This window comes from Mycobacterium sp. 852013-51886_SCH5428379 (assembly GCF_001665575.1).
In the GTDB taxonomy this organism is placed as follows: Bacteria; Actinomycetota; Actinomycetes; order Mycobacteriales; family Mycobacteriaceae; genus Mycobacterium.
In genome coordinates this window covers 1-20546 of sequence record NZ_LZSU01000019.1, presented here as the reverse complement: position 1 = coordinate 20546, position 20546 = coordinate 1, and the positions used below count along the sequence as shown (strand labels likewise).

24 protein-coding genes are annotated in these 20546 nt (G+C 69.9%); 18 read left to right on the top strand and 6 right to left on the bottom strand.

The features are described from left to right. Positions 1-7: 7 nt before the first annotated feature. Positions 8-712 carry an NUDIX domain-containing protein gene (locus A5757_RS07555; protein ID WP_066830933.1) on the bottom strand — a complete coding sequence of 235 codons (705 nt, stop codon included), beginning with the start codon at positions 710-712 and terminating at the stop codon, positions 8-10. Between the two features lie 47 nt (positions 713-759). Here A5757_RS07555 and nadA point away from each other — a divergent pair, with 47 nt between their 5' ends. Genes nadA through nadC form a run of 3 tightly spaced genes read left to right on the top strand, consistent with a single transcriptional unit; the run spans position 760 to position 4207 of the window. Further along, positions 760-1782, top strand: coding sequence for a quinolinate synthase NadA (nadA, locus tag A5757_RS07550; RefSeq protein ID WP_066830931.1), 1023 nt, complete (start codon positions 760-762; stop codon positions 1780-1782). Further along, complete coding sequence (locus A5757_RS07545) at positions 1779-3350, top strand: L-aspartate oxidase (RefSeq protein ID WP_066830929.1); 1572 nt, start codon at positions 1779-1781, stop codon at positions 3348-3350. The genes nadA and A5757_RS07545 overlap by 4 nt, the downstream gene beginning before the upstream one ends. Beyond that, the gene (nadC, locus tag A5757_RS07540) at positions 3341-4207 is read left to right on the top strand and encodes a carboxylating nicotinate-nucleotide diphosphorylase (protein ID WP_066830927.1); all 867 of its coding nucleotides are present in this window, start codon (positions 3341-3343) and stop codon (positions 4205-4207) included. The genes A5757_RS07545 and nadC overlap by 10 nt, the downstream gene beginning before the upstream one ends. Here nadC and A5757_RS07535 read toward each other — a convergent pair. Further along, a complete protein-coding gene (locus A5757_RS07535; protein WP_066830925.1) occupies positions 4204-4788 on the bottom strand; it encodes a zeta toxin family protein in 585 nt (194 codons plus the stop codon). The genes nadC and A5757_RS07535 overlap by 4 nt on opposite strands. Beyond that, a complete protein-coding gene (locus tag A5757_RS07530; protein ID WP_066832217.1) occupies positions 4785-5171 on the bottom strand; it encodes a hypothetical protein in 387 nt (128 codons plus the stop codon). Before A5757_RS07530 ends, A5757_RS07535 begins: the two co-directional genes overlap by 4 nt. A gap of 86 nt (positions 5172-5257) precedes the next feature. Here A5757_RS07530 and A5757_RS07525 point away from each other — a divergent pair, with 86 nt between their 5' ends. Beyond that, positions 5258-6028: an SDR family NAD(P)-dependent oxidoreductase gene (locus A5757_RS07525; RefSeq protein ID WP_066830924.1), complete on the top strand. Its 771-nt coding sequence runs from the start codon at positions 5258-5260 to the stop codon at positions 6026-6028. On the opposite strand, the gene A5757_RS07520 is transcribed toward A5757_RS07525, so the two are convergent. Together A5757_RS07520 and A5757_RS07515 are read right to left on the bottom strand one after the other, a co-directional pair. Further along, the gene (locus A5757_RS07520) at positions 6029-6667 is read right to left on the bottom strand and encodes a LysE family transporter (RefSeq protein ID WP_066830922.1); all 639 of its coding nucleotides are present in this window, start codon (positions 6665-6667) and stop codon (positions 6029-6031) included. A 13-nt stretch (positions 6668-6680) separates the two neighbouring features. Continuing rightward, positions 6681-7076: a nitroreductase family deazaflavin-dependent oxidoreductase gene (locus A5757_RS07515; protein WP_066830920.1), complete on the bottom strand. Its 396-nt coding sequence runs from the start codon at positions 7074-7076 to the stop codon at positions 6681-6683. Between the two features lie 77 nt (positions 7077-7153). Between A5757_RS07515 and hisD the strand changes: the two genes are divergently transcribed. From hisD to hisI, 8 genes are read left to right on the top strand one after another with little or no spacing between them, the layout of a single operon-like run. Next, complete coding sequence (gene hisD / locus A5757_RS07510) at positions 7154-8476, top strand: histidinol dehydrogenase (protein ID WP_156618258.1); 1323 nt, start codon at positions 7154-7156, stop codon at positions 8474-8476. After that, the gene (locus A5757_RS07505; RefSeq protein ID WP_066830912.1) at positions 8473-9603 is read left to right on the top strand and encodes a histidinol-phosphate transaminase; all 1131 of its coding nucleotides are present in this window, start codon (positions 8473-8475) and stop codon (positions 9601-9603) included. Before hisD ends, A5757_RS07505 begins: the two co-directional genes overlap by 4 nt. Continuing rightward, on the top strand, positions 9600-10226 hold the full coding sequence (gene hisB, locus A5757_RS07500) for an imidazoleglycerol-phosphate dehydratase HisB (protein WP_066830910.1): 627 nt from the start codon (positions 9600-9602) through the stop codon (positions 10224-10226). Before A5757_RS07505 ends, hisB begins: the two co-directional genes overlap by 4 nt. Beyond that, on the top strand, positions 10223-10852 hold the full coding sequence (gene hisH / locus A5757_RS07495) for an imidazole glycerol phosphate synthase subunit HisH (protein ID WP_066830908.1): 630 nt from the start codon (positions 10223-10225) through the stop codon (positions 10850-10852). The genes hisB and hisH overlap by 4 nt, the downstream gene beginning before the upstream one ends. Positions 10853-10857: 5 nt before the next feature. Beyond that, positions 10858-11616 (top strand): bifunctional 1-(5-phosphoribosyl)-5-((5-phosphoribosylamino)methylideneamino)imidazole-4-carboxamide isomerase/phosphoribosylanthranilate isomerase PriA, encoded by a 759-nt coding sequence (gene priA / locus A5757_RS07490; protein ID WP_066830905.1) that lies wholly within the window; start codon positions 10858-10860, stop codon positions 11614-11616. An 8-nt stretch (positions 11617-11624) separates the two neighbouring features. After that, on the top strand, positions 11625-12440 hold the full coding sequence (locus A5757_RS07485) for an inositol monophosphatase (RefSeq protein WP_066830903.1): 816 nt from the start codon (positions 11625-11627) through the stop codon (positions 12438-12440). A gap of 1 nt (position 12441) precedes the next feature. Then, positions 12442-13227: an imidazole glycerol phosphate synthase subunit HisF gene (gene hisF / locus A5757_RS07480; RefSeq protein ID WP_066830901.1), complete on the top strand. Its 786-nt coding sequence runs from the start codon at positions 12442-12444 to the stop codon at positions 13225-13227. Further along, positions 13224-13592: a phosphoribosyl-AMP cyclohydrolase gene (gene hisI, locus A5757_RS07475; protein WP_066830899.1), complete on the top strand. Its 369-nt coding sequence runs from the start codon at positions 13224-13226 to the stop codon at positions 13590-13592. Before hisF ends, hisI begins: the two co-directional genes overlap by 4 nt. Here the strand turns inward: hisI and A5757_RS07470 are convergent. Then, a complete protein-coding gene (locus A5757_RS07470; protein ID WP_066830897.1) occupies positions 13580-14044 on the bottom strand; it encodes a peroxiredoxin in 465 nt (154 codons plus the stop codon). The two genes, hisI and A5757_RS07470, sit on opposite strands and share 13 nt — an antisense overlap. A gap of 32 nt (positions 14045-14076) precedes the next feature. On the opposite strand from A5757_RS07470, the gene A5757_RS07465 reads away from it, so the two are divergent. The 6 genes from A5757_RS07465 to lgt all read left to right on the top strand — a co-directional run. Next, positions 14077-15582, top strand: a complete 1506-nt coding sequence (locus A5757_RS07465; protein ID WP_156618238.1) for an anthranilate synthase component I — start codon at positions 14077-14079, stop codon at positions 15580-15582. Further along, positions 15579-16190, top strand: a complete 612-nt coding sequence (locus tag A5757_RS07460; RefSeq protein WP_066830892.1) for a TIGR02234 family membrane protein — start codon at positions 15579-15581, stop codon at positions 16188-16190. Before A5757_RS07465 ends, A5757_RS07460 begins: the two co-directional genes overlap by 4 nt. Positions 16191-16273: 83 nt before the next feature. Beyond that, positions 16274-17092 (top strand): indole-3-glycerol phosphate synthase TrpC, encoded by an 819-nt coding sequence (gene trpC / locus A5757_RS07455; RefSeq protein WP_066830890.1) that lies wholly within the window; start codon positions 16274-16276, stop codon positions 17090-17092. 1 nt (position 17093) lies between these two features. Beyond that, a complete protein-coding gene (gene trpB, locus A5757_RS07450; RefSeq protein WP_066830888.1) occupies positions 17094-18341 on the top strand; it encodes a tryptophan synthase subunit beta in 1248 nt (415 codons plus the stop codon). Further along, on the top strand, positions 18338-19126 hold the full coding sequence (gene trpA, locus A5757_RS07445; protein ID WP_066830886.1) for a tryptophan synthase subunit alpha: 789 nt from the start codon (positions 18338-18340) through the stop codon (positions 19124-19126). Before trpB ends, trpA begins: the two co-directional genes overlap by 4 nt. Further along, positions 19123-20546 (top strand): prolipoprotein diacylglyceryl transferase (lgt, locus tag A5757_RS07440; protein WP_066830884.1); only part of this gene is annotated, 1424 nt, incomplete at its 3' end. The genes trpA and lgt, both read left to right, overlap by 4 nt.

The following is a 20546-nucleotide window of genomic DNA, read 5'->3' as shown; positions in this document are numbered from 1 at the left end:
AGCCGACTCACCCGGGCGGGCGCAGCGCGGCGAACGCGTCGGTGACGCGGTAGCGAGATTCGGTGAAGCGGTAGAGCGCCGGTGGACGGCCTCCGCTGCGTCCGGAACGCGCGACGGATCCGGTGCGGGTGATCACCTCTCTGCGCTCCAGGACCCGCTGCAGGTTGGTGGCGTCGACCTGGTAACCCAGCGCCGCCTCGTAGATGTCGCGCAGGGACGAGAGCGCGAATTCGGCTGGAGTGAGGGCGAATCCGATGTTGGTGTAGGACAGCTTGGCGGCCAACCTGGTGTGGGCGTGTTCGACCATTGGGCGGTGGTCGAACGCCATCTCCGGCAGTTCTGCGACGGGGTGCCAGCGGGTGTCAGCGGGCAGGGCCGGGGTCGCGTTGGAGGGTACGAGCCCCAGGAAGGTCGACGCGATGGTGCGGGTGTCGGGCACACGCTGGGGGTCGGAGAATACCGCGAGCTGTTCGAGGTGGGCCACCTCACGCAGATCGACCTTCTCGGCGAGCTGGCGGCGGACCGAGGTGGTGAGGTCCTCGTCGTCGCCCAGGCGTCCACCCGGAAGCGACCACCGCCCGCGCTCCGGATCCAGGGCGCGTTGCCAAAGCAGCACGTGAAGTCCAGGTTGCGCGGCGTCACCGGAAGTTGCCAACCCACGCACCTGGAACACGACCGCAAGCACTTCATGGGCGGTGTTAGGATGAGCCATGTTTTCGATTGTAAGTCGAAAACCGGATCGACACCGAGGAGCCACCGATGACGGTGCTTGAGAACGCCTTCAGCCAGGACGTCGCCGGAGATTTCGCCGACGTGGCGCCCACCGAGGAGTGGGCGGCCGAAGTCCGCAGGCTGGCCCGTCAACGCGGCGCCACCATCCTCGCCCACAACTATCAGCTCCCGGCGATCCAGGACGTTGCCGACCACGTCGGGGACTCGCTGGCGCTGTCGCGGATCGCCGCCGACGCGCCCGAGGACACCATCGTGTTCTGCGGGGTGCACTTCATGGCCGAGACGGCCAAGATCCTTTCGCCGGACAAGACAGTGCTGATTCCGGACGCGCGGGCCGGTTGCTCGCTCGCCGATTCGATCACCGCCGACGATCTGCGGGCGTGGAAGGACGAGTACCCCGACGCGGTCGTCGTGTCGTACGTGAACACCACCGCGGCGGTGAAGGCGCTCACCGACATCTGCTGCACGTCCTCCAACGCCGTCGACGTGGTGGCATCGATCCCGGCCGACCGCGAGGTGCTGTTCTGCCCCGACCAGTTCCTCGGCGCCCACGTCCGTCGCGTCACCGGCCGCACCAACATGCAGGTGTGGGCCGGGGAGTGCCACGTGCACGCCGGCATCAACGGCGACGAGCTGGCCGATCAGGCCCGTGCCCACCCCGACGCCGAGCTGTTCGTCCACCCCGAATGCGGCTGTGCGACGTCTGCGCTGTACCTCGCGGGTGAGGGCGCCTTCCCGGAGGACCGGGTCAAGATCCTGTCCACCGGCGGCATGCTCGACGCCGCCCGCGAGACCAACGCCCGCCAGGTTCTGGTGGCCACCGAGGTCGGCATGCTGCACCAGTTGCGCCGCGCCGCGCCGGAGGTCGACTTCCAGGCCGTCAACGACCGCGCGTCCTGCCGGTACATGAAGATGATCACCCCCGGCGCCCTGCTGCGCAGCCTCACTCACGGCACCGACGAGGTGGACGTCGACCGGGAGACCGCCCGGCTGGCCCGCCGCAGCGTTCAGCGGATGATCGAGATCGGACAACCCGGCGGCGGAGAATGAACTGCGGCGGCGCAGGCCTCTGGCAGCAGCGCGCTGACGTCGTCGTCATCGGCACCGGCGTCGCCGGTCTGGTCGCCGCCTTGGCCGCACACCGCAGCGGCAAGCGGGTCGTGGTACTCAGCAAGGCCGGCGAGACCGCGACCGGCTACGCCCAGGGCGGTATCGCGGTGGTGCTGCCCGACGGTCTGCACGACGACGATGACTCGGTCGAGGCCCACGTCGCCGACACTGTGGCGGCCGGCGGCGGACTGTGCGACCCGGATGCGGTGCGCTCCATTGCCGCCGACGGTTTCCGGGCGGTGCGCGATCTGGTCGACGCCGGTGCGCGCTTCGACGAGGCCGACGGCCGCTGGGCGCTCACCCGCGAAGGCGGGCACACCCGCCGACGCATCATCCACGCCGGCGGCGACGCCACCGGTGCGGAGGTGCAGCGCGCGCTGGACGGCGCCGCGCGGCGGCTCGATATCCGGCGCGACCACACCGCCGTTCAGGTGCTGCGCGACGACACCGCGGTCACCGGTGTGCTCGTGCTCAGCCCCGACGGGCCCGGCATCCTGCACGCGCCCTCGGTCGTGCTGGCAACCGGCGGACTCGGTCACCTCTACGCCGCCACCACCAACCCGGAGGGATCGACCGGTGACGGCATCGCGCTGGCGCTCGACGCGGGTGTGCCGATCAGCGACATCGAATTCATCCAGTTCCATCCGACGATGCTGTTCGACGGACACGGCGGTCGGCGGCCGCTGATCACCGAGGCGCTGCGCGGTGAGGGCGCTCACCTCGTCGACCGCCGGGGTGATTCGGTGACCGCCGGAGTGCACCCGATGGGCGATCTCGCGCCCCGCGACGTCGTCGCGGCCGCGATCGAGGCGCGTCTGTGGGCCACCGGCGACGCGTGCGTCTACCTCGACGCCCGCCACCTGCCCGATCTCGCGGTGCGATTCCCGACGGTGACCGCGGCCTGTCTGCGCGCCGGCATCGATCCCGCCCAGACCCCGATCCCGGTCCGCCCGGGCGCGCACTACAGCTGCGGCGGCGTGGTGACCGACACCGCCGGTCGCACCGAACTGCCCGGTCTGTTCGCCGCAGGGGAGGTCGCCCGCACTGGGATGCACGGCGCCAATCGGCTTGCGTCCAACAGCCTGCTGGAAGGTCTGGTCGTCGGCGACCGGGCCGGGCGCGCCGCCGCCGACCATGCGGCGGCGACCGGTCCGACGCACGCGGATTCCGTCGTCCCCCCGACCCGTCCCGCGCTGTCCCGGGCCGCACTGCAGGACGCCATGACGCGCTACGCGTCGGTCGTACGGGACCGCGACGGCCTCGACACCCTCGCCGAGCTGCTCGACGCCGCCCCGCGCCGCCCCCTGCGCGGACGCAGCGACGTCGAGGACGCGGCGCTGACCCTGACGGCGCGGGCGGTCGCCGCCGCCGCCGGGCAGCGCACCGAGACGCGGGGGTCGCACCACCGGGCCGACCACCCTGATGCGGACCCTGTGCAGGCCGTCAGCACCGCGGTGATCGCCGACAATCAGCTCGAGGTGAAGGTGAGGGCGGGCGCATGCTGTTGACCGGTCTGTCGGAGCTGGAACTGGCCGAGGCGCGGGCCACCGTTTCTCGCGCGCTCGAGGAGGACCTGCGGTACGGCCCGGACGTCACCACCCGGGCGACGGTGCCCGCCGACGCCCGCACCACGGCGGCCATGATCACCCGCGAACCGGGGGTGGTCGCGGGCGTGGACGTCGCGCTACTGGTGCTCGACGAGGTGCTCGGCGCCGACGGATACCGCGTCATCCAGCGGGTGGACGACGGCGCCCGGCTGGAACCGGGTCAGGCGCTGCTCACGCTCGACGGACCGACCCAGGGCCTGCTGACCGCCGAGCGCACGATGCTCAACCTGGTCTGCCATCTGTCCGGTATCGCGACCGCGACCGCGGCGTGGGTGGATGCGGTCGCCGGCACGAACGCCGCGATCCGCGACACCCGCAAGACGCTGCCGGGACTGCGGCTGCTGCAGAAGTACGCCGTGCGGGTCGGCGGCGGGCAGAACCACCGATTGGGTCTGGGCGACGCGGCCCTGATCAAGGACAACCACGTAGCGGCGGCCGGCGGTGTCGGGCCGGCGCTGCGCGCGGTGCGGGCGGCCGCGCCCGGGCTGTCCTGCGAGGTCGAGGTGGATTCGCTCGAACAACTCGACGAGATCCTCGGCGAGGACGTCGAGTTGATCCTGCTCGACAACTTCCCGGTGTGGCAGACCCAGATCGCGGTGCAGCGCCGGGACGCCCGCGCCCCGCACGTGAAGCTCGAGTCGTCGGGCGGGCTGACGCTGGATTCGGCGGCCGAGTACGCCGGCACCGGGGTCGACTATCTGGCGATCGGTGCGCTCACCCATTCGGTGCGGGTGCTCGACGTCGGTCTGGATGTCTAACCGGCGGTAGGCCAGCGGGTCTGCAGCGCCCCGGCGGTCCAGTTCGTCCAGCGCGGCGAGCCGATGATCTCGCCGCCGGCGAAGCGGGCCACGATCGCCGGACCGGTGCGCCGGCTGTTGTCATAGACCGTCGCGCTGTCCGAGCGCTCGATGCCCCGGGCCACCAGATCCCACAGCCGCCGGTGCCGCTCGCGGATCTTCTCCTCCGCGACCTGATGCCCACCGGCCTTCACCCGGTGCCGGACGCGTTCGACGGCGAGATCCTCCGGGATCGCCATCACGTGCAGCACGACGACGTATCCGTGGGCGTGGGCCTCGTCGATCAGTTCGAGCTTGGACGGGTGGGAGAAGACGGTCTCGGCGATGAACGAGGTTCCGGCGGCGATGAGCGCGGATCGGGTGGCGGCGGCGACCCGTGCGGCCTCGTACGAATGCGCCTCGGCGTCAGAGGGCCAACGCAGTTTGGCGATCTCGTCGGCGTTCACGAACGGGCTGCGTGGCAGGAGCGGCGCGAGGGTGAATGCGACGAATGTCGACTTCCCGGCGCCGTTCGAGCCGACGACGAGGTCGAGCCTGTTCACTCCTCGCCGAGGAGCACCGACGTGCCGTCCGGCCGATATTCGACGATCCGCCCTGCGTCGTCGAGCGAAACGGTCGTGACGCCACGTTCAGCGAGCAGTCGCCCGTAATCGGTGGCGGCAAGCTGCTCGTCGATGGCCGCCGAGATCTCGGCGTTGAAGACGATGCCCTCTTCAGGGCTCAGGGTGCTCAGCTCGGCGTCACCCGCGAGGGCGGCCTCGACGCGCCGCCGTGCCGCGGTGTGATGACTCGACACGGCCCGGCCGACCCGCGCCCAGTGGTCGAGCTGTTGCTTGGCGGAGCGGCTCTGCCGCGCTCCCTCGGCGGCCGCGCTGTCGATGAGATCAGCGGCGACACGGGTCACTCGATCGGCGACGTTGGTCATCGACACACCTCCGTGTAGCAGATTGCTACGAACTGTAGCGGTATGCTACGCCTGTTTCCGCCCCCGCGGTACGGCACTATGGGCCGGTGGCAGGACTGCTTGCGGACAAGGTCGTCATCGTCGCCGGACTCGGCGGCATCGGCAACGGGCTGGCGCGGCGCTACGCCGACGAGGGAGCCCGGCTGGTCGTCGGCGACCTCGACGCCGCACTCGCAGCCCGGGTCGCCGCCGAGGTCGACCCGACCGCCACGCGCGTGCTCGGCGTGCCCCTCGACGGTGCCGACGAGGACTCGGTGCGCGCGATCGTCGGCCGGGCGGTCGAGAACTTCGGCCGCCTGGATGGCATCCACGTCAACTTCGCCAACACCGCCGACGCCTACCTGCCGGGCGGGGTCACCGACCTCCCGCTGGACGTGTTCGACGAGGTGATGCGCGTCAACACCCGCGGCTTCGTGATCTGCGCGAAGCACGCGATTCCGGCGATGGTCGATGCCGGCGGCGGCGCGATCGTGTTCACCGCATCGATCGACGCCTACAACGCCGCGAGCACCCGGGTGGCCTACCAGATGAGCAAGGCCGCGGAGTTGGCGCTCATGCGCCACATCGCGCGCAAGTACGGACCGAAGGGCATCCGCGCCAACGCGATCGCGCCAGGGCTGATCTGGCACTACAAATTCGACGAGACGCCGATGCCCGACGGTGTGGTCGACCAGACCCGCGCCCGCCAGATGATCAAATCCCGGTTCGGCGATCCCGACGACATCGCCGCCCTGGGCGCCCTGCTGCTCTCCGACGACGGCAGCTTCATCACCGCGCAGACGATCAGCGTCGACGGGGGCGTGACGTTCCGGGCCTGATCAGACCGCGGCGGGTCCGCGCCGCACCAGCGACAGCGCCACGGCGGCCGTCGCGAACAGCCCGGAGAACACCCGGTTGAGCAGCGTCTGCTGACGCGGAGAGCTCAGTCGGCGCACCAGCCGCACCGACATCGCGGTGTAGAGCGTCATCACCACCACGTCGACGGCCACCATCGTCACGCCGATCGCCAGGTACTGCGGCACCAGCGGCGCCGTCGGGACGACGAACTGCGGCAGCACGGCCAGAAAGAACACCAGACCCTTCGGGTTGGTGGCGTTGACGAGGAAGCCGCGCACGACCAGTGCCGCGCGACCACCGGGTACGGTCCGGTCGACCTGTTCGCGCAGATTCACCGGGACCGCACGCCACTGTCGCACCGCCAGGTAGAGCAGATACGCCACGCCGATCCACTTGATGACCTGGAAGGCCAGGATCGAGTTGGCCACCGCGGCCCCGAGACCCAGCGAGACCAGCGCCAACTGCAGCATCAGGCCGGCTTCGAGGCCGGCGATGCTCCAGAGACCGCGCTTCACGCCGTGGGTCAGTCCCGTGGCCATCGACTGCACGGCCCCCGCACCGGGCGACACCGCGATCACGATGGCGGCGCCCACGAACGCGAGCCACACCTGCCAGGTCATTCCGCAGATTCTGTCAAGAAATGTCGGCGACGAACACCGCGATATTGCGCGCCTGACGTTTCGCGAACGACGGCAGCGCCGCGACGTCGCGCCCGTTGGGCACGATCCGCGGATTCACGATGTGCACTTCGTCACGGAACAGCGCGACGTCGGCCGAGCCGGCGGCGATCGCGTTGCGCGCCCAGTCGGTCATCCCGTGGCCCAGCACGATCGCCAGCTGGCTGTTCTTCCGGTAGGCCGTCACCGGCGTCTCGAAGCGGCGTCCGGACTTCCTACCAGTGTGTTTGAACAGTGCGAGCCCCGGAACGCGGCCCGCCAGCGGCCTGATCACGGGGTTGAAGTACTTGATCTGAATACGGTCCAGCCACTGCGGGAACATCGTGGGCAGGTTCGATTGCGGTGCGTTCATGTCGGCCTCATTTCGATTTGGCCTGCTCTGGGACAATGGACAGCGTGAATGTATCGCCGGCGACCGGCACGGTCTCCATGTCCCGCATCGACCTCCGCGGCGCGACGCTGTCCGCGGCGCAGCTGCGGTCGGTGCTCCCGCGCGGCGGGGTCGACGTGGACGCGGTGGTGCCGAAGGTCCGCCCGATCGTCGACGCGGTCGCCGAGCGCGGCGCCGAGGCCGCGCTGGAGTACGGAGAGTCGTTCGACGGCGTGCGTCCCGGCGCCGTGCGGGTGCCGGCCGAGCGGCTGGCCGCGGCGCTGGCCGACCTGGCCCCGGACGTGCGGGCCGCCCTCGAGGTGGCGATCGAGCGGGCCCGTGCCGTGCACGCCGATCAGCGCCGCACCGACACCACGACGACGCTGGCGCCGGGGGCGACGGTGACCGAGCGCTGGGTTCCTGTCCAACGCGTCGGCCTCTACGTGCCCGGCGGAAACGCCGTGTACCCGTCGAGTGTGGTGATGAACGTCGTGCCGGCCCAGACCGCGGGCGTCGACTCGCTGGTGATCGCCAGCCCGCCGCAGGCCGGGCACGGGGGACTGCCACACCCGACGATCCTGGCCGCGGCCGCGCTGCTGGGCGTCGACGAGGTGTGGGCCGTCGGCGGCGCGCAGGCCGTCGCGCTGCTGGCCTTCGGCGGTACCGACGTGGGAGACGCAGCTGGTGCGGAGCTGGCGCCGGTGGACATGATCACCGGGCCCGGCAACATCTACGTCACCGCCGCCAAACGCATCTGCCGCTCGCAGGTCGGCATCGACGCCGAAGCCGGCCCCACCGAGATCGCGATCCTGGCCGACCACACCGCGGATCCGGTGCACGTGGCGGCTGATCTGATCAGCCAGGCCGAACACGACGAGATGGCCGCCAGCGTGCTGGTCACCACCAGCCCCGACCTTGCCGATGCGACCGACACCGAACTGCGGCGACAGCTGGAGACGACCGTGCACCGCGAGCGGGTCAGCGCGGCGCTGACCGGTCAGCAGTCGGCGATCGTGCTGGTCGACGACCTCGAGACCGGTGTACGCGTCGTGAACGCCTATGCCGCAGAGCATCTGGAGATCCAGACCGCCGACGCAGCCGGTGTCGCGGGCCGGATCCGCTCAGCCGGGGCGATCTTCGTCGGCGCCTATTCGCCGGTGAGCCTGGGCGACTACTGCGCGGGCTCCAATCACGTGCTGCCCACCGCTGGCTGCGCCCGCCACTCCAGCGGGCTGTCGGTGCAGACGTTCCTGCGCGGTATCCATGTCGTGGACTACAGCGAGGCCGCGCTCAAAGACGTGGCCGGTCACGTCATCACGCTGTCGAAGGCGGAGAACCTGCCCGCCCACGGCGAGGCGGTACGGCGGAGGTTCGAGTCATGACCCTGGGACAGCGCATCACGCTGGCCGATCTGCCGCTGCGCGACGATCTGCGGGGGAAATCGCCCTACGGCGCGCCGCAGCTGGCCGTACCGGTCCGGTTGAACACCAACGAGAATCCGCACCCGCCGAGCCAGGCCCTCGTCGACGACGTCGCACGGTCGGTGGCCGAGGCGGCCACCGAATTGCACCGCTACCCGGACCGCGACGCGGTCGCGCTGCGCAGCGATCTCGCCGACTACCTCGACCGGCAGACCGGAGCCGACGTCTCCGTCGACAACGTCTGGGCGGCAAACGGATCCAATGAGGTGCTGCAGCAGCTGCTGCAGGCATTCGGCGGGCCTGGCCGCACCGCGATCGGCTTCGTCCCGTCCTACTCGATGCACCCCATCATCGCCGACGGCACCCGCACCGAATGGCTGCAGACCACCCGCGCGGAGGACTTCGCACTCGACGTCGACGCCTCGGTGCGGGCCATCACCGAACGCCGGCCGGACATCGTGTTCGTCACCAGCCCGAACAACCCGACGGGACAGAGCGTTCCGCTCGACGACCTGCGCCGGCTGCTCGACGTGATGGAGTCGGGCATCCTCATCCTCGACGAGGCCTACGGCGAATTCTCGTCGCAGCCCAGCGGGGTCGCGCTCATCGACGAGTATCCCGACCGGCTTGTCGTGAGCCGCACGATGAGCAAGGCGTTCGCGTTCGCCGGCGGGCGGCTCGGCTATCTGGTCGCGGCACCCGCGGTGATCGAGGCGCTGCTGTTGGTGCGGCTGCCCTACCACCTGTCCTCGATCACCCAGGCCGCCGCGCGAGCCGCGCTGCGCCACGCGGACGACACCCTGGCCAGCGTCGCCACGCTGGCCGCCGAACGGGATCGTGTGGTGAACGGCCTGTGCCAGTTCGGCTTCCGCGTCATCCCCAGCGACGCCAATTTCATCCTCTTCGGCGAGTTCCCCGATGCAGCAGCCACCTGGCAGCGCTATCTGGACCAGGGCATCCTCATCCGCGACGTCGGCATCCCCGGCTTCCTGCGCGCCACCATCGGGCTGGCCGAGGAGAACGACGCGCTGCTGGCCGCCTCCACCCGACTCGCCGAGACCGAACTCCAAACCCTAGGAGCGTCATGACCGACATGCTGACCGGCACCCGTCGCGCCCGCGTCGAACGCAAGACCAAGGAATCCGACATCGTCGTCGACCTGGACCTGGACGGTACCGGCGTTGTCGACATCGCCACCGGCGTCCCGTTCTTCGACCACATGCTGACCGCGCTGGGCAGCCACGCCAGCTTCGACCTGACCGTGCACGCCACCGGTGACATCGACATCGAGGGCCACCACACCGTCGAAGACACCGCCATCGTGCTCGGCCAGGCGCTCGGTCAGGCCCTCGGCGACAAGAAGGGCATCCGCCGCTTCGGCGACGCCTTCATCCCGATGGACGAATGCCTCGCGCACGCCGCCGTGGACGTCTCCGGCCGGCCGTACTGCGTGCACACCGGCGAGCCGGAATCCATGGTGGAGTTCACCATCGCCGGGTCCACCGTGCCGTACCACACCGTGATCAACCGGCACGTCTTCGAGTCGCTGGCGTTCAACGCGCGCATCGCGCTGCATGTGCGCACCCTGTACGGCCGCGATCCGCACCACATCACCGAGGCCCAGTACAAGGCCGTGGCCCGGGCGCTGCGTCAGGCCGTCGAGCTCGATCCCCGGGTGACCGGGGTGCCGTCCACGAAAGGCACTCTGTGACAGCCTCATCCAAGAGGGTCGTCATCCTCGACTACGGCTCGGGAAATCTCCGGTCGGCCCAGCGGGCGCTGATGCGGACAGGGGCCCAGGTCGAGGTGACCGCCGACGCCGACACGGCACTGAACGCCGACGGACTCGTCGTGCCCGGGGTGGGTGCCTACGAAGCCTGTATGACCGGGCTGCGGGACATCGGCGGCGACAAGATCGTCGCCGAACGGGTCGCGGCGAACCGGCCGGTGCTCGGCGTGTGTGTCGGCATGCAGATCCTGTTCTCGCGCGGCGTCGAATTCGGCGTGGAGACCGCCGGTTGCGGTCAGTGGCCGGGGTCGGTGGTGCGCCTCGACGCACCGGTCATCCCGCACATGGGTTGGAACCTGGTCGACGCGCCCGCGGGTTCGACGCTGTTCGCCGGCCTCGACGCGGACACCCGTTTCTATTTCGTGCACTCCTATGCCGCGCAGCAGTGGCAGGGCGGCGACGACGCCAAGCTGACGTGGGCCACGCATTCGGTGCCGTTCCTCGCCGCCGTCGAGGACGGTCCACTGTCGGCCACCCAGTTCCATCCGGAGAAGAGCGGGGATGCGGGTGCTGCGTTGCTGTCGAACTGGGTGGAGGCACTAGGTTGACGCAAGTGTCTGCCAAGCCGCGTCTTGTACTCCTCCCCGCCGTCGACGTCGTCGAGGGCCGTGCCGTGCGTCTCGTCCAGGGCAAGGCGGGCAGCGAAACCGAATACGGTTCCGCGCTCGACGCCGCGCTCGGCTGGCAGCGGGACGGCGCCGAATGGATCCACCTCGTCGACCTCGACGCCGCGTTCGGGCGCGGCTCGAACCGCGAACTGCTCGCCGACGTCGTCGGCCGGCTCGACGTGAAGGTTGAACTGTCCGGCGGAATCCGCGACGACGAGTCGCTCGCCGCGGCGCTGGCGACCGGCTGTGCCCGGGTCAACATCGGAACCGCGGCGCTGGAGAACCCGCAGTGGTGCGCCCGCATCGTCGCCGAATACGGCGACCGGGTGGCGGTGGGGCTGGACGTCAAACGCGAGGCGGGCGATCCCGAAGGCAGCTACCGGCTGCGAGGCCGCGGGTGGGAGACCGACGGCGGCGACCTGTGGGAGGTGCTGGACCGACTCGATCGTGAAGGCTGCTCGCGCTACGTCGTCACCGACGTCACCAAGGACGGCACCCTGGGCGGGCCCAACCTCGAACTGCTCGGCACGGTCGCCGACCGCACCGACGCCCCCGTCATCGCCTCGGGCGGGGTGTCGAGCCTGGACGACCTGACGGCCATCGCGACCCTGACCGCCCGCGGGGTGGAGGGCGCGATCGTCGGGAAGGCGCTCTACGCCGGACGTTTCACGCTGCCGCAGGCTCTCGCAGCGGTCAGTCGATAGGGGAGTCGATGGCACGCAGCGAGGTGGACCTCCACAGCCTGGTCGCCGAGGCCGCCACCATCCTCGACGCCGCCTCCGAGGAGTTCGTCGCCGGACACCGCGCCGACTCGGCCGTCCAGAAGAAGGGCAACGACTTCGCCACCGAGGTCGACCTCAGCATTGAGCGGCAGGTCACCGAGGCGCTCACCGCCAGGACCGGGATCGGCGTGCACGGTGAGGAATACGGCGGTGAGGACATCGCCGCCCCGCTGGTCTGGGTGCTCGACCCTATCGACGGCACGTTCAACTACGCCGCGGGGCTGCCCACCGCGGGGATTCTGCTGGGCCTGCTGCGCGACGGGGAACCGGTCGCCGGGCTGACCTGGCTGCCCTTCACCGATCAGCGCTATACCGCAGTGGTCGGAAAGCCGTTGTACGCCAACGGAGTCGAGCAGCCGGCGTTGCGAACCGGGCCGCTCTCGGAGTGTGTGGTCGGGACGGGCACGTTCAACATCGACTCGCGGGGACGGTTTCCGGGCCGGTGGCGGCTGGCGGTGCTGGAGCAGCTCAGCCGCAAGTGCAACCGGCTGCGGATGCACGGCGCCACGGGTGTCGACCTGGCCTACGTCTCGGCCGGAGTCCTCGGCGGCGCCATCAGTTTCGGCCACCACATCTGGGATCACGCCGCGGGCGTCGCGCTGATCCGCGCGGCGGGCGGCATCGTCACCGATCTGGCCGGCCAACCCTGGACTCCGGCGTCGAAATCGGTGCTGGCCGCATCCCCACAGGTGCACGCCGACCTCCTCGAACTGGTGCTCGCCGCGGGCGCACCGGAGGACTACTGAGATGGCCGCCGACAGGGGACTCGCCGTCCGCATCATCCCGTGCCTCGACGTCGACGCCGGGCGCGTGGTCAAGGGCGTCAACTTCGAGAACCTCAGGGACGCGGGCGATCCCGTGGAGCTGGCGGCGGTCTACGACGCCGAGGGTGCGGACGAGCTGACCTTTCTCGACGTCACCGCGTCGTCGTCCGGCCGCTCGACGATGCTCGACGTGGTGCGGCGTACCGCCGAGCAGGTGTTCATCCCGCTGACCGTGGGCGGCGGGGTCCGCTCGGTCGCCGACGTCGACATGCTGCTGCGCGCAGGCGCGGACAAGGTGTCGGTGAACACGGCCGCGATCGCCCGCCCCGAACTGCTGGCCGAGCTGTCCCGTCAGTTCGGCTCGCAGTGCATCGTGCTGTCGGTCGACGCACGCACGGTGCCGGAGGGTTCGGACCCGACGCCGTCCGGCTGGGAGGTCACCACCCACGGCGGCCGACGCGGCACCGGCATCGACGCCGTCGAGTGGGCGGCCCGCGGCGCCGAACTCGGCGTCGGCGAGATCCTGCTGAACTCCATGGATTTCGACGGCACCAAGGCGGGCTTCGATCTGCCGATGCTGCGCGCGGTCCGGGGCGCGGTCACCGTGCCGGTGATCGCCAGCGGCGGCGCCGGGGCGGTCGAGCATTTCGCGCCGGCGGTGCACGCGGGCGCGGATGCGGTGTTGGCCGCCAGCGTCTTCCACTTCAAGGAGCTGACGATCGGCGAGGTGAAGGCGGCGATGGCGGCGGAAGGAATCACAGTCAGGTGAGTCTCGATCCCGCGATCGCGTCGCGCCTCAAACGCGACGCCAACGGCCTGTTCACCGCCGTCGCGCAGGAACGCGGCACCGGACAGGTGCTGATGGTGGCGTGGATGGACGATGTCGCGCTCGACCGCACGCTGCGCACCCGTCGGGCCACCTACTGGTCGCGGTCGCGCAACGAGCACTGGGTCAAGGGCGAGACGTCAGGTCACACGCAGTACGTGCACTCGGTGCGTCTGGACTGCGACGGCGACACCGTCCTGCTCGAGGTCGATCAGACCGGGGCGGCGTGTCACACCGGCGAGCACACCTGCTTCGACGCCGATCAGCTGCTGGCCGCAGAAACCCAGGACGAACCTCAGGCCGACTGACGCTGCCGGAGCACCTGCAGCGCCTTGTCCGCATGGGTCTCCATGTTCAGCTCGCTGGAGATCACCTCCAGCACGGTGCGGTCGGTGTCGATCACGAACGTGGTGCGCTTGACCGGCATCAGCTTGCCCAGCAGCCCACGCTTGACGCCGAACTGCCGCGCGACTGCGCCGTCGGTGTCGGACAGCAGCGGATAGTCGAAGCGCTGGGTGTCGGAGAACTTGGCCTGTTTGTCCACCGCGTCGGTGCTGATCCCGACCCGCGTCGCCCCGACCGCGGCGAATTCGGCCGCCAGATCGCGGAAATGGCAGGCCTCCTTGGTGCAGCCCGGCGTCATCGCGGCGGGGTAGAAGAACAGCACCACGGGACCGTCGGCGAGCAGCGCGCTCAGCGTGCGCGGGGTGCCTGTCTGGTCGGGGAGGGTGAAGTCGTCGACCCGGTCGCCTCGATTCATGGTTGACACGTTACGTCTGGGACAATCGCGGCGTGCAGACGACCTCGCGCGAGGACTTCAGGGCCCTGGCCGCCGACCACCGCGTGGTGCCGGTGACCCGCAAGGTCCTCGCCGACAGTGAGACCCCGCTATCGGCCTACCGCAAGCTGGCCGCCAACCGCCCGAGCACGTTCCTGCTTGAATCGGCCGAGAACGGCCGGTCATGGTCGCGCTGGTCGTTCATCGGCGCCGGGGCGCCGTCGGCGCTGACCGTCCGCGACGGCGAGGCGGTGTGGCTGGGCGAGACGCCGAAGGACGCACCCCGCGGCGGCGATCCGCTCGTCGCCCTGCGTGACACGCTGACGCTGCTGGAGACGGCCGCGCTGCCGGGCCTGCCGCCGCTGTCCAGCGGTCTGATCGGCTTCTTCGCCTACGACATGGTGCGCAGGCTCGAACGCCTGCCCGAACTGGCGACCGACGACCTCGGCCTGCCCGACATGCTGTTCCTGCTGGCGACCGACATCGCCGCCGTCGACCACCACGAGGGCACCATCACCCTCATCGCCAACGCGGTGAACTGGAACGGCACCGACGAGCGGGTGGACTGGGCCTACGACGACGCCGTCGCGCGCCTGGACGTGATGACCGAGGCGCTGAGCCAGCCGTTGGCGTCGGCGGTGGCCACGTTCGACCGCCCCCAGCCGCAGCATCGATCGCAGCGCACGGTCGAGGAGTACACCGCTATCGTCGACAAGCTCGTCGGTGACATCGAGGCCGGTGAGGCGTTCCAGGTGGTGCCGTCGCAGCGCTTCGAGATGGACACACCCGCTGATCCGCTCGACGTGTACCGGATGCTGCGCGTCACCAACCCGAGCCCGTACATGTACCTGCTCAATGTTCCCGACGCCGACGGCAACCTCGACTTCTCGGTCGTCGGGTCCAGCCCCGAGGCGCTGGTGACGGTCAAGGACGGTCGCGCACAGACCCATCCGATCGCCGGCACCCGGTGGCGGGGGGAGACCGAGGAGGAGGACATCCTGCTCGAGAAGGAGCTCCTGGCCGACGAGAAGGAACGCGCCGAGCACCTGATGCTCGTCGATCTGGGCCGCAACGATCTGGGCCGGGTGTGCGAGCCGGGCTCGGTCCGCGTCGAGGACTACAGCCACATCGAGCGCTACAGCCACGTCATGCATCTCGTCTCGACGGTGACCGGCCGTCTCGCCGAGGGCCGCTCCGCGCTGGACGCCGTGACGGCGTGCTTCCCGGCCGGCACGCTCTCCGGTGCGCCGAAGGTCCGCGCGATGGAACTCATCGAAGAGGTCGAGCTGACGCGGCGCGGCCTTTACGGCGGTGTGCTCGGCTACCTCGACTTTGCGGGCAACGCCGACTTCGCGATCGCGATCCGCACCGCGCTGATGCGCGGCGGCACCGCCTACGTGCAGGCCGGCGGCGGCGTCGTCGCCGACTCGAACGGTCCCTATGAATACACCGAGGCCGCGAACAAGGCGCGTGCGGTGCTCAGCGCCATCGCCGCCGCGGAGACGCTGGCCGGACCATGACCCGCATCGCCCAACTCCTCCTGGTCCTGTCCGCGGCGGCCCTCTGGGTCGCGTCGCGCTTCACCTGGGTGGACGTGCAGTCCTTCGATGGCCTCGGCCTGCCCAAGACGTCCGCACTCAACGGAGCGGCCTGGTCGACGGCGCTGATCCCGCTGGCCCTGGTGCTGCTCGCGGCAGCCGTGGCCGTGCTCGCCGTGCGGGGCTGGCTGCTGCGGCTGCTGGCCGTGCTGGTGGCGGCGGCCAGTGCGGGGATGGCGTATCTGGCGATCAGCCTGTGGATCATCAAGGACGTCGCCCCGCGTGCCGCGGATCTGGCAGAAATTTCGATCGTCGACCTGACGGGCACACACCGCTACTTCACGGGTGCGGTGATCACCCTGGTGGCGGCCGTCTGCGCGCTGGCCGCCGCAGTACTGCTGATGCGTGCGGCCAGGAGTTCGTCCGGGGCGCCGGCGGCGACGGCGAAGTACGCGGCACCGGCCGCGCGACGCGAAGCCGCACAGGCGAAGGCGGGGGAGTCTGCGGAGGATGCGATGTCGGAACGGATGATCTGGGACGCGCTCGACGAGGGGCACGATCCCACCAATCCCGACACCAAGGGGCGGTGACCGCCAATGGGTCCGTGGCGACTACCCTTTGAAGGGATCGAAAAGGCATACCAATTGGCACCGCGCAAGGAGGGACCGGACCGATGAGTGCGGCGACTGTGCTCGACTCCATCATCGAGGGAGTCCGCGCTGACGTCGCTGCCCGCGAGGCCGTCGTCAGTCTCGGCGAGATCAAGGAACGCGCCAAGCAGGCGCCTCCGCCGATCAACGTGCTGGCCGCCCTGCGCGAGCCGGGTATCGGCGTGATCGCCGAGGTCAAGCGTGCCAGCCCGTCGCGCGGCGAACTCGCCTCGATCGGCGATCCGGCCAAGCTGGCCCGCGCCTACGAAGACGGCGGCGCCCGGGTCATCAGCGTGCTGACCGAGCAGCGCCGCTTCCACGGGTCCCTCGATGATCTGGACGCGGTGCGGGCTGCGGTGTCGATCCCGATCCTGCGCAAGGACTTCATCGTCCGGCCGTACCAGATCCACGAGGCCCGGGCCCACGGCGCGGACATGCTGCTGCTGATCGTCGCCGCACTCGATCAGTCGGCGTTGGAGTCGCTCCTCGAGCGCACCGAATCGCTCGGGATGACCGCGCTGGTCGAGGTGCACACCGAGGAGGAGGCCGACCGGGCGCTGCAGGCCGGGGCGTCGGTCATCGGTGTCAACGCCCGGAACCTCAAGACTCTCGAGGTCGATCGCGACTGCTTCGCCCGGATTGCTCCGGGACTGCCGTCCAACGTCATCCGGGTGGCGGAGTCCGGGGTGCGCGGCACCGCCGACCTGCTGGCCTACGCCGGCGCGGGCGCCGACGCAGTGCTCGTCGGGGAGGGGCTGGTCACCAGCCGCGATCCGCGCAGCGCAGTCGCCGACCTCGTCACCGCAGGTACCCATCCGTCCTGCCCGAAGCCCTCGCGATAGCGTGGCCGACTTCGCAGGTACCGACGTACCGCGCGCCAGCGCAGCCGTCGCGGAACCCACCACCCACGATCCCGACGAACGCGGGCACTTCGGTGCCTACGGCGGCCGCCTCGTGCCCGAGGCACTCATGGCGGTCATCGAGGAGGTCACCTCGGCCTACGAGAAGGCCCGCGGCGACCAGACCTTCCTCGACGAACTCGACCGGCTGCAGCAGAACTACAGCGGCCGCCCGTCGCCGCTCTACGAAGCGGAACGGCTCAGTGACCACGCCGGCGGTGCGCGGATCTTCTTGAAGCGAGAAGACCTCAACCACACCGGGTCTCACAAGATCAACAACGTGTTGGGCCAAGCGCTGCTCGCCCGACAGATGGGCAAGACCCGCGTCATCGCCGAGACCGGTGCCGGTCAGCACGGGGTGGCCACCGCGACCGCATGCGCGCTGCTGGGCCTGGAATGTGTCATCTACATGGGTGCCGTCGACACCGCCCGCCAGGCGCTCAACGTGGCGCGGATGCGACTGCTCGGCGCCGAGGTGGTGTCGGTGGAGGCGGGGTCGAAGACGCTCAAGGACGCGATCAACGAGGCGTTCCGCGACTGGGTGACCAACGCCGATGAGACCTACTACTGCTTCGGCACCGCCGCCGGCCCCCACCCGTTCCCGCTGATGGTGCGCGACTTCCAGCGGATCATCGGGATGGAGGCGCGGGTCCAGATCCAGGATCAGGCCGGCCGGCTGCCCGACGCGGTCACCGCCTGCGTCGGCGGCGGCTCGAACGCCATCGGCATCTTCCACGCGTTCATCGACGATCCCGGCGTCCGGCTGATCGGCTACGAGGCCGCCGGTGACGGCGTCGAGACCGGAAGGCACGCAGCGACATTCACCGGTGGTTCGCCCGGCGCATTCCAGGGGTCGTTCTCCTATCTGCTGCAGGACGAGGACGGTCAGACCATCGAATCGCATTCGATCTCGGCCGGGCTGGACTACCCCGGCGTCGGACCCGAACACGCCCTGCTCAAGGACATCGGTCGGGCCGAGTACCGGCCCATCACCGACACCGAGGCGATGGACGCGCTGTCGTTGCTGTCCAAGACCGAGGGAATCATCCCTGCGATCGAGTCCGCCCACGCCGTGGCCGGCGCGCTGAAACTCGGCGCCGAACTCGGCGCCGGGGCGGTGATCCTGGTGAACCTGTCCGGACGCGGCGACAAGGACGTCGAGACCGCCGCGAAGTGGTTCGGACTGCTATGAGTCGGCTGGGTGGTCTGTTCGACGCCTGCCGCTCCGAGCAGCGGGCGGCACTGATCGGCTATCTGCCGACGGGGTTCCCCGACGTGCCGTCATCGATTTCCGCGATGACGGCCCTGGTCGAATCCGGTTGCGACATCATCGAGGTCGGAGTCGCATACTCCGATCCCGGCATGGACGGCCCGACGATCGCCGCGGCGACCGAGGCGGCACTGATGGGCGGCGTGCGGGTGCGCGATTCGCTGAAAGCGGTCGAGGCGATCAGCGCGGCGGGCGGCAGCGCGGTCGTCATGACCTATTGGAATCCGGTATTGCGCTGGGGGATCGACGCGTTCGCCCGTGACCTGGCCTCGGCCGGTGGGATGGGGCTCATCACGCCGGATCTGATCCCGGAGGAGGCTGACGAGTGGATGGCCGCCTCCGAGGAACACGACCTGGACCGCATTTTCCTGGTGGCGCCGTCGTCGACTCCTGAGCGGCTGGCGAAGACGGCGCAGGCCTCCCGCGGATTCGTGTACGCCGCATCGACCATGGGCGTCACGGGCGCACGGGATGCGGTGTCGTCCGCGGCGCCTGAGCTGGTGAGCCGGATCAAGGCAGTGTCGGACATTCCCGTTGGCGTCGGCCTCGGCGTGCGTTCGGGTCAGCAGGCCGCGGAGATCGGCGCGTTCGCCGACGGGGTGATCGTGGGCTCGGCGCTGGTGTCGGCGCTCACCGACGGAGTCCCGGCCTTGCGTGCGCTGACCGAGGAACTGGCCGAGGGCGTCCGGCAGAAGGCGACGGCGTGACCAGCACGCTGGCCTATCTACCGAGTCCGCCGCAAGGCGTCTGGTATTTGGGGCCGTTCCCGCTGCGCGCGTACGCGCTGTGCATCATCGTCGGCATCGTCGTGGCCCTGGTTCTGGGTGACCGACGGTGGCAGGCGCGCGGCGGCGATCAGGGCGTCATCTACGACATCGCGCTGTGGGCAGTGCCGTTCGGCCTGATCGGTGGCCGGGTCTATCACGTGTTGACCGACTGGCAGACGTACTTCGGTCCCGACGGCGCCGGTCTGGCGGCGGCCTTCCGGATCTGGGAGGGCGGCCTGGGCATCTGGGGCGCGGTGGCGCTCGGCGGTGTCGGCGCGTGGATCGCGTGCCGGCGGCGAGGAATCCCGTTGCCCGCGTTCGGGGATGCCATCGCGCCGGGGATCATCCTGGCGCAGGCGATCGGTCGCCTCGGCAACTACTTCAACCAGGAGCTCTATGGCGGGCCAACGACCCTGCCGTGGGGTCTGCAGATCTACGAGCGGGTCGACGCGAACGGGGTTCGCAACGACCTGATCGGGGTGTCAACGGGCCAGGTGCTGGAGACGGTCCACCCGACGTTTCTTTACGAACTGCTCTGGAACCTGCTGGTTTTCGCGGTGCTGATCTGGGCTGATCGCCGCTTCAAGCTCGGTCACGGCAGATTGTTCGCGCTGTACGTTGCGGGATACTGCCTCGGCCGGTTCTGGATCGAGCTGCTGCGCAGCGATATGGCCACGCACATCGCGGGCATCCGCATCAACTCGTTCACGTCGATGTTCGTGTTCATCGGTGCGGTGGTCTACATCATGCTGGCGCCGAAGGGGCGCGAGGATCCGGAGACGCTGCGCTCGGAAGACACCGACGAGGAGCATGAGGGCGTCGAAGAGGCCATCATGGACTTCGCGACCGGCGCCGTCGCGGCAACCGGGATCGGGGCGGCGGTCAAGGTCGCGGACGCCGAGAAACTTGCGCCGGACGTCGACAACGATTTCGAGGCGGTCGCGGAGGCTGAGGAGCTCACCGAGGCGGTGGAAACTGCGCCGTCGGAGGAGATCGTCGAGGCAGCGGAGTTCGCCGAGGCCGGTGAGGAAGCGGAGCTCGAGGAGGCCGCTGAGCGGGCCGATGAAGCGGAGGCGGTGGCTGAGGAGATTGCTGCCGAGGATGCCGCTGACGGTGACACCGACATGGAAGCTGTGGCCGAGGCCGAGGAGTTGATCGGCGCGGTCGAGGCGGCACCGTCGGAGGAGATCGTCGAGGCGGCGGAGTTCGCAGAAGCCGGTGAGGAAGCGGACGCTTCGACAGCCCTGGGCAGTGTCGAGGGTGAGGACGCGGTCGCGGTCGAGGAGTCTGCGGAAGAGGCCCACGAGGCTGCGGTCGAGCGTGCTGAGGAGGCCGACGCCGTCGCGGAAGAAGTCGCCGC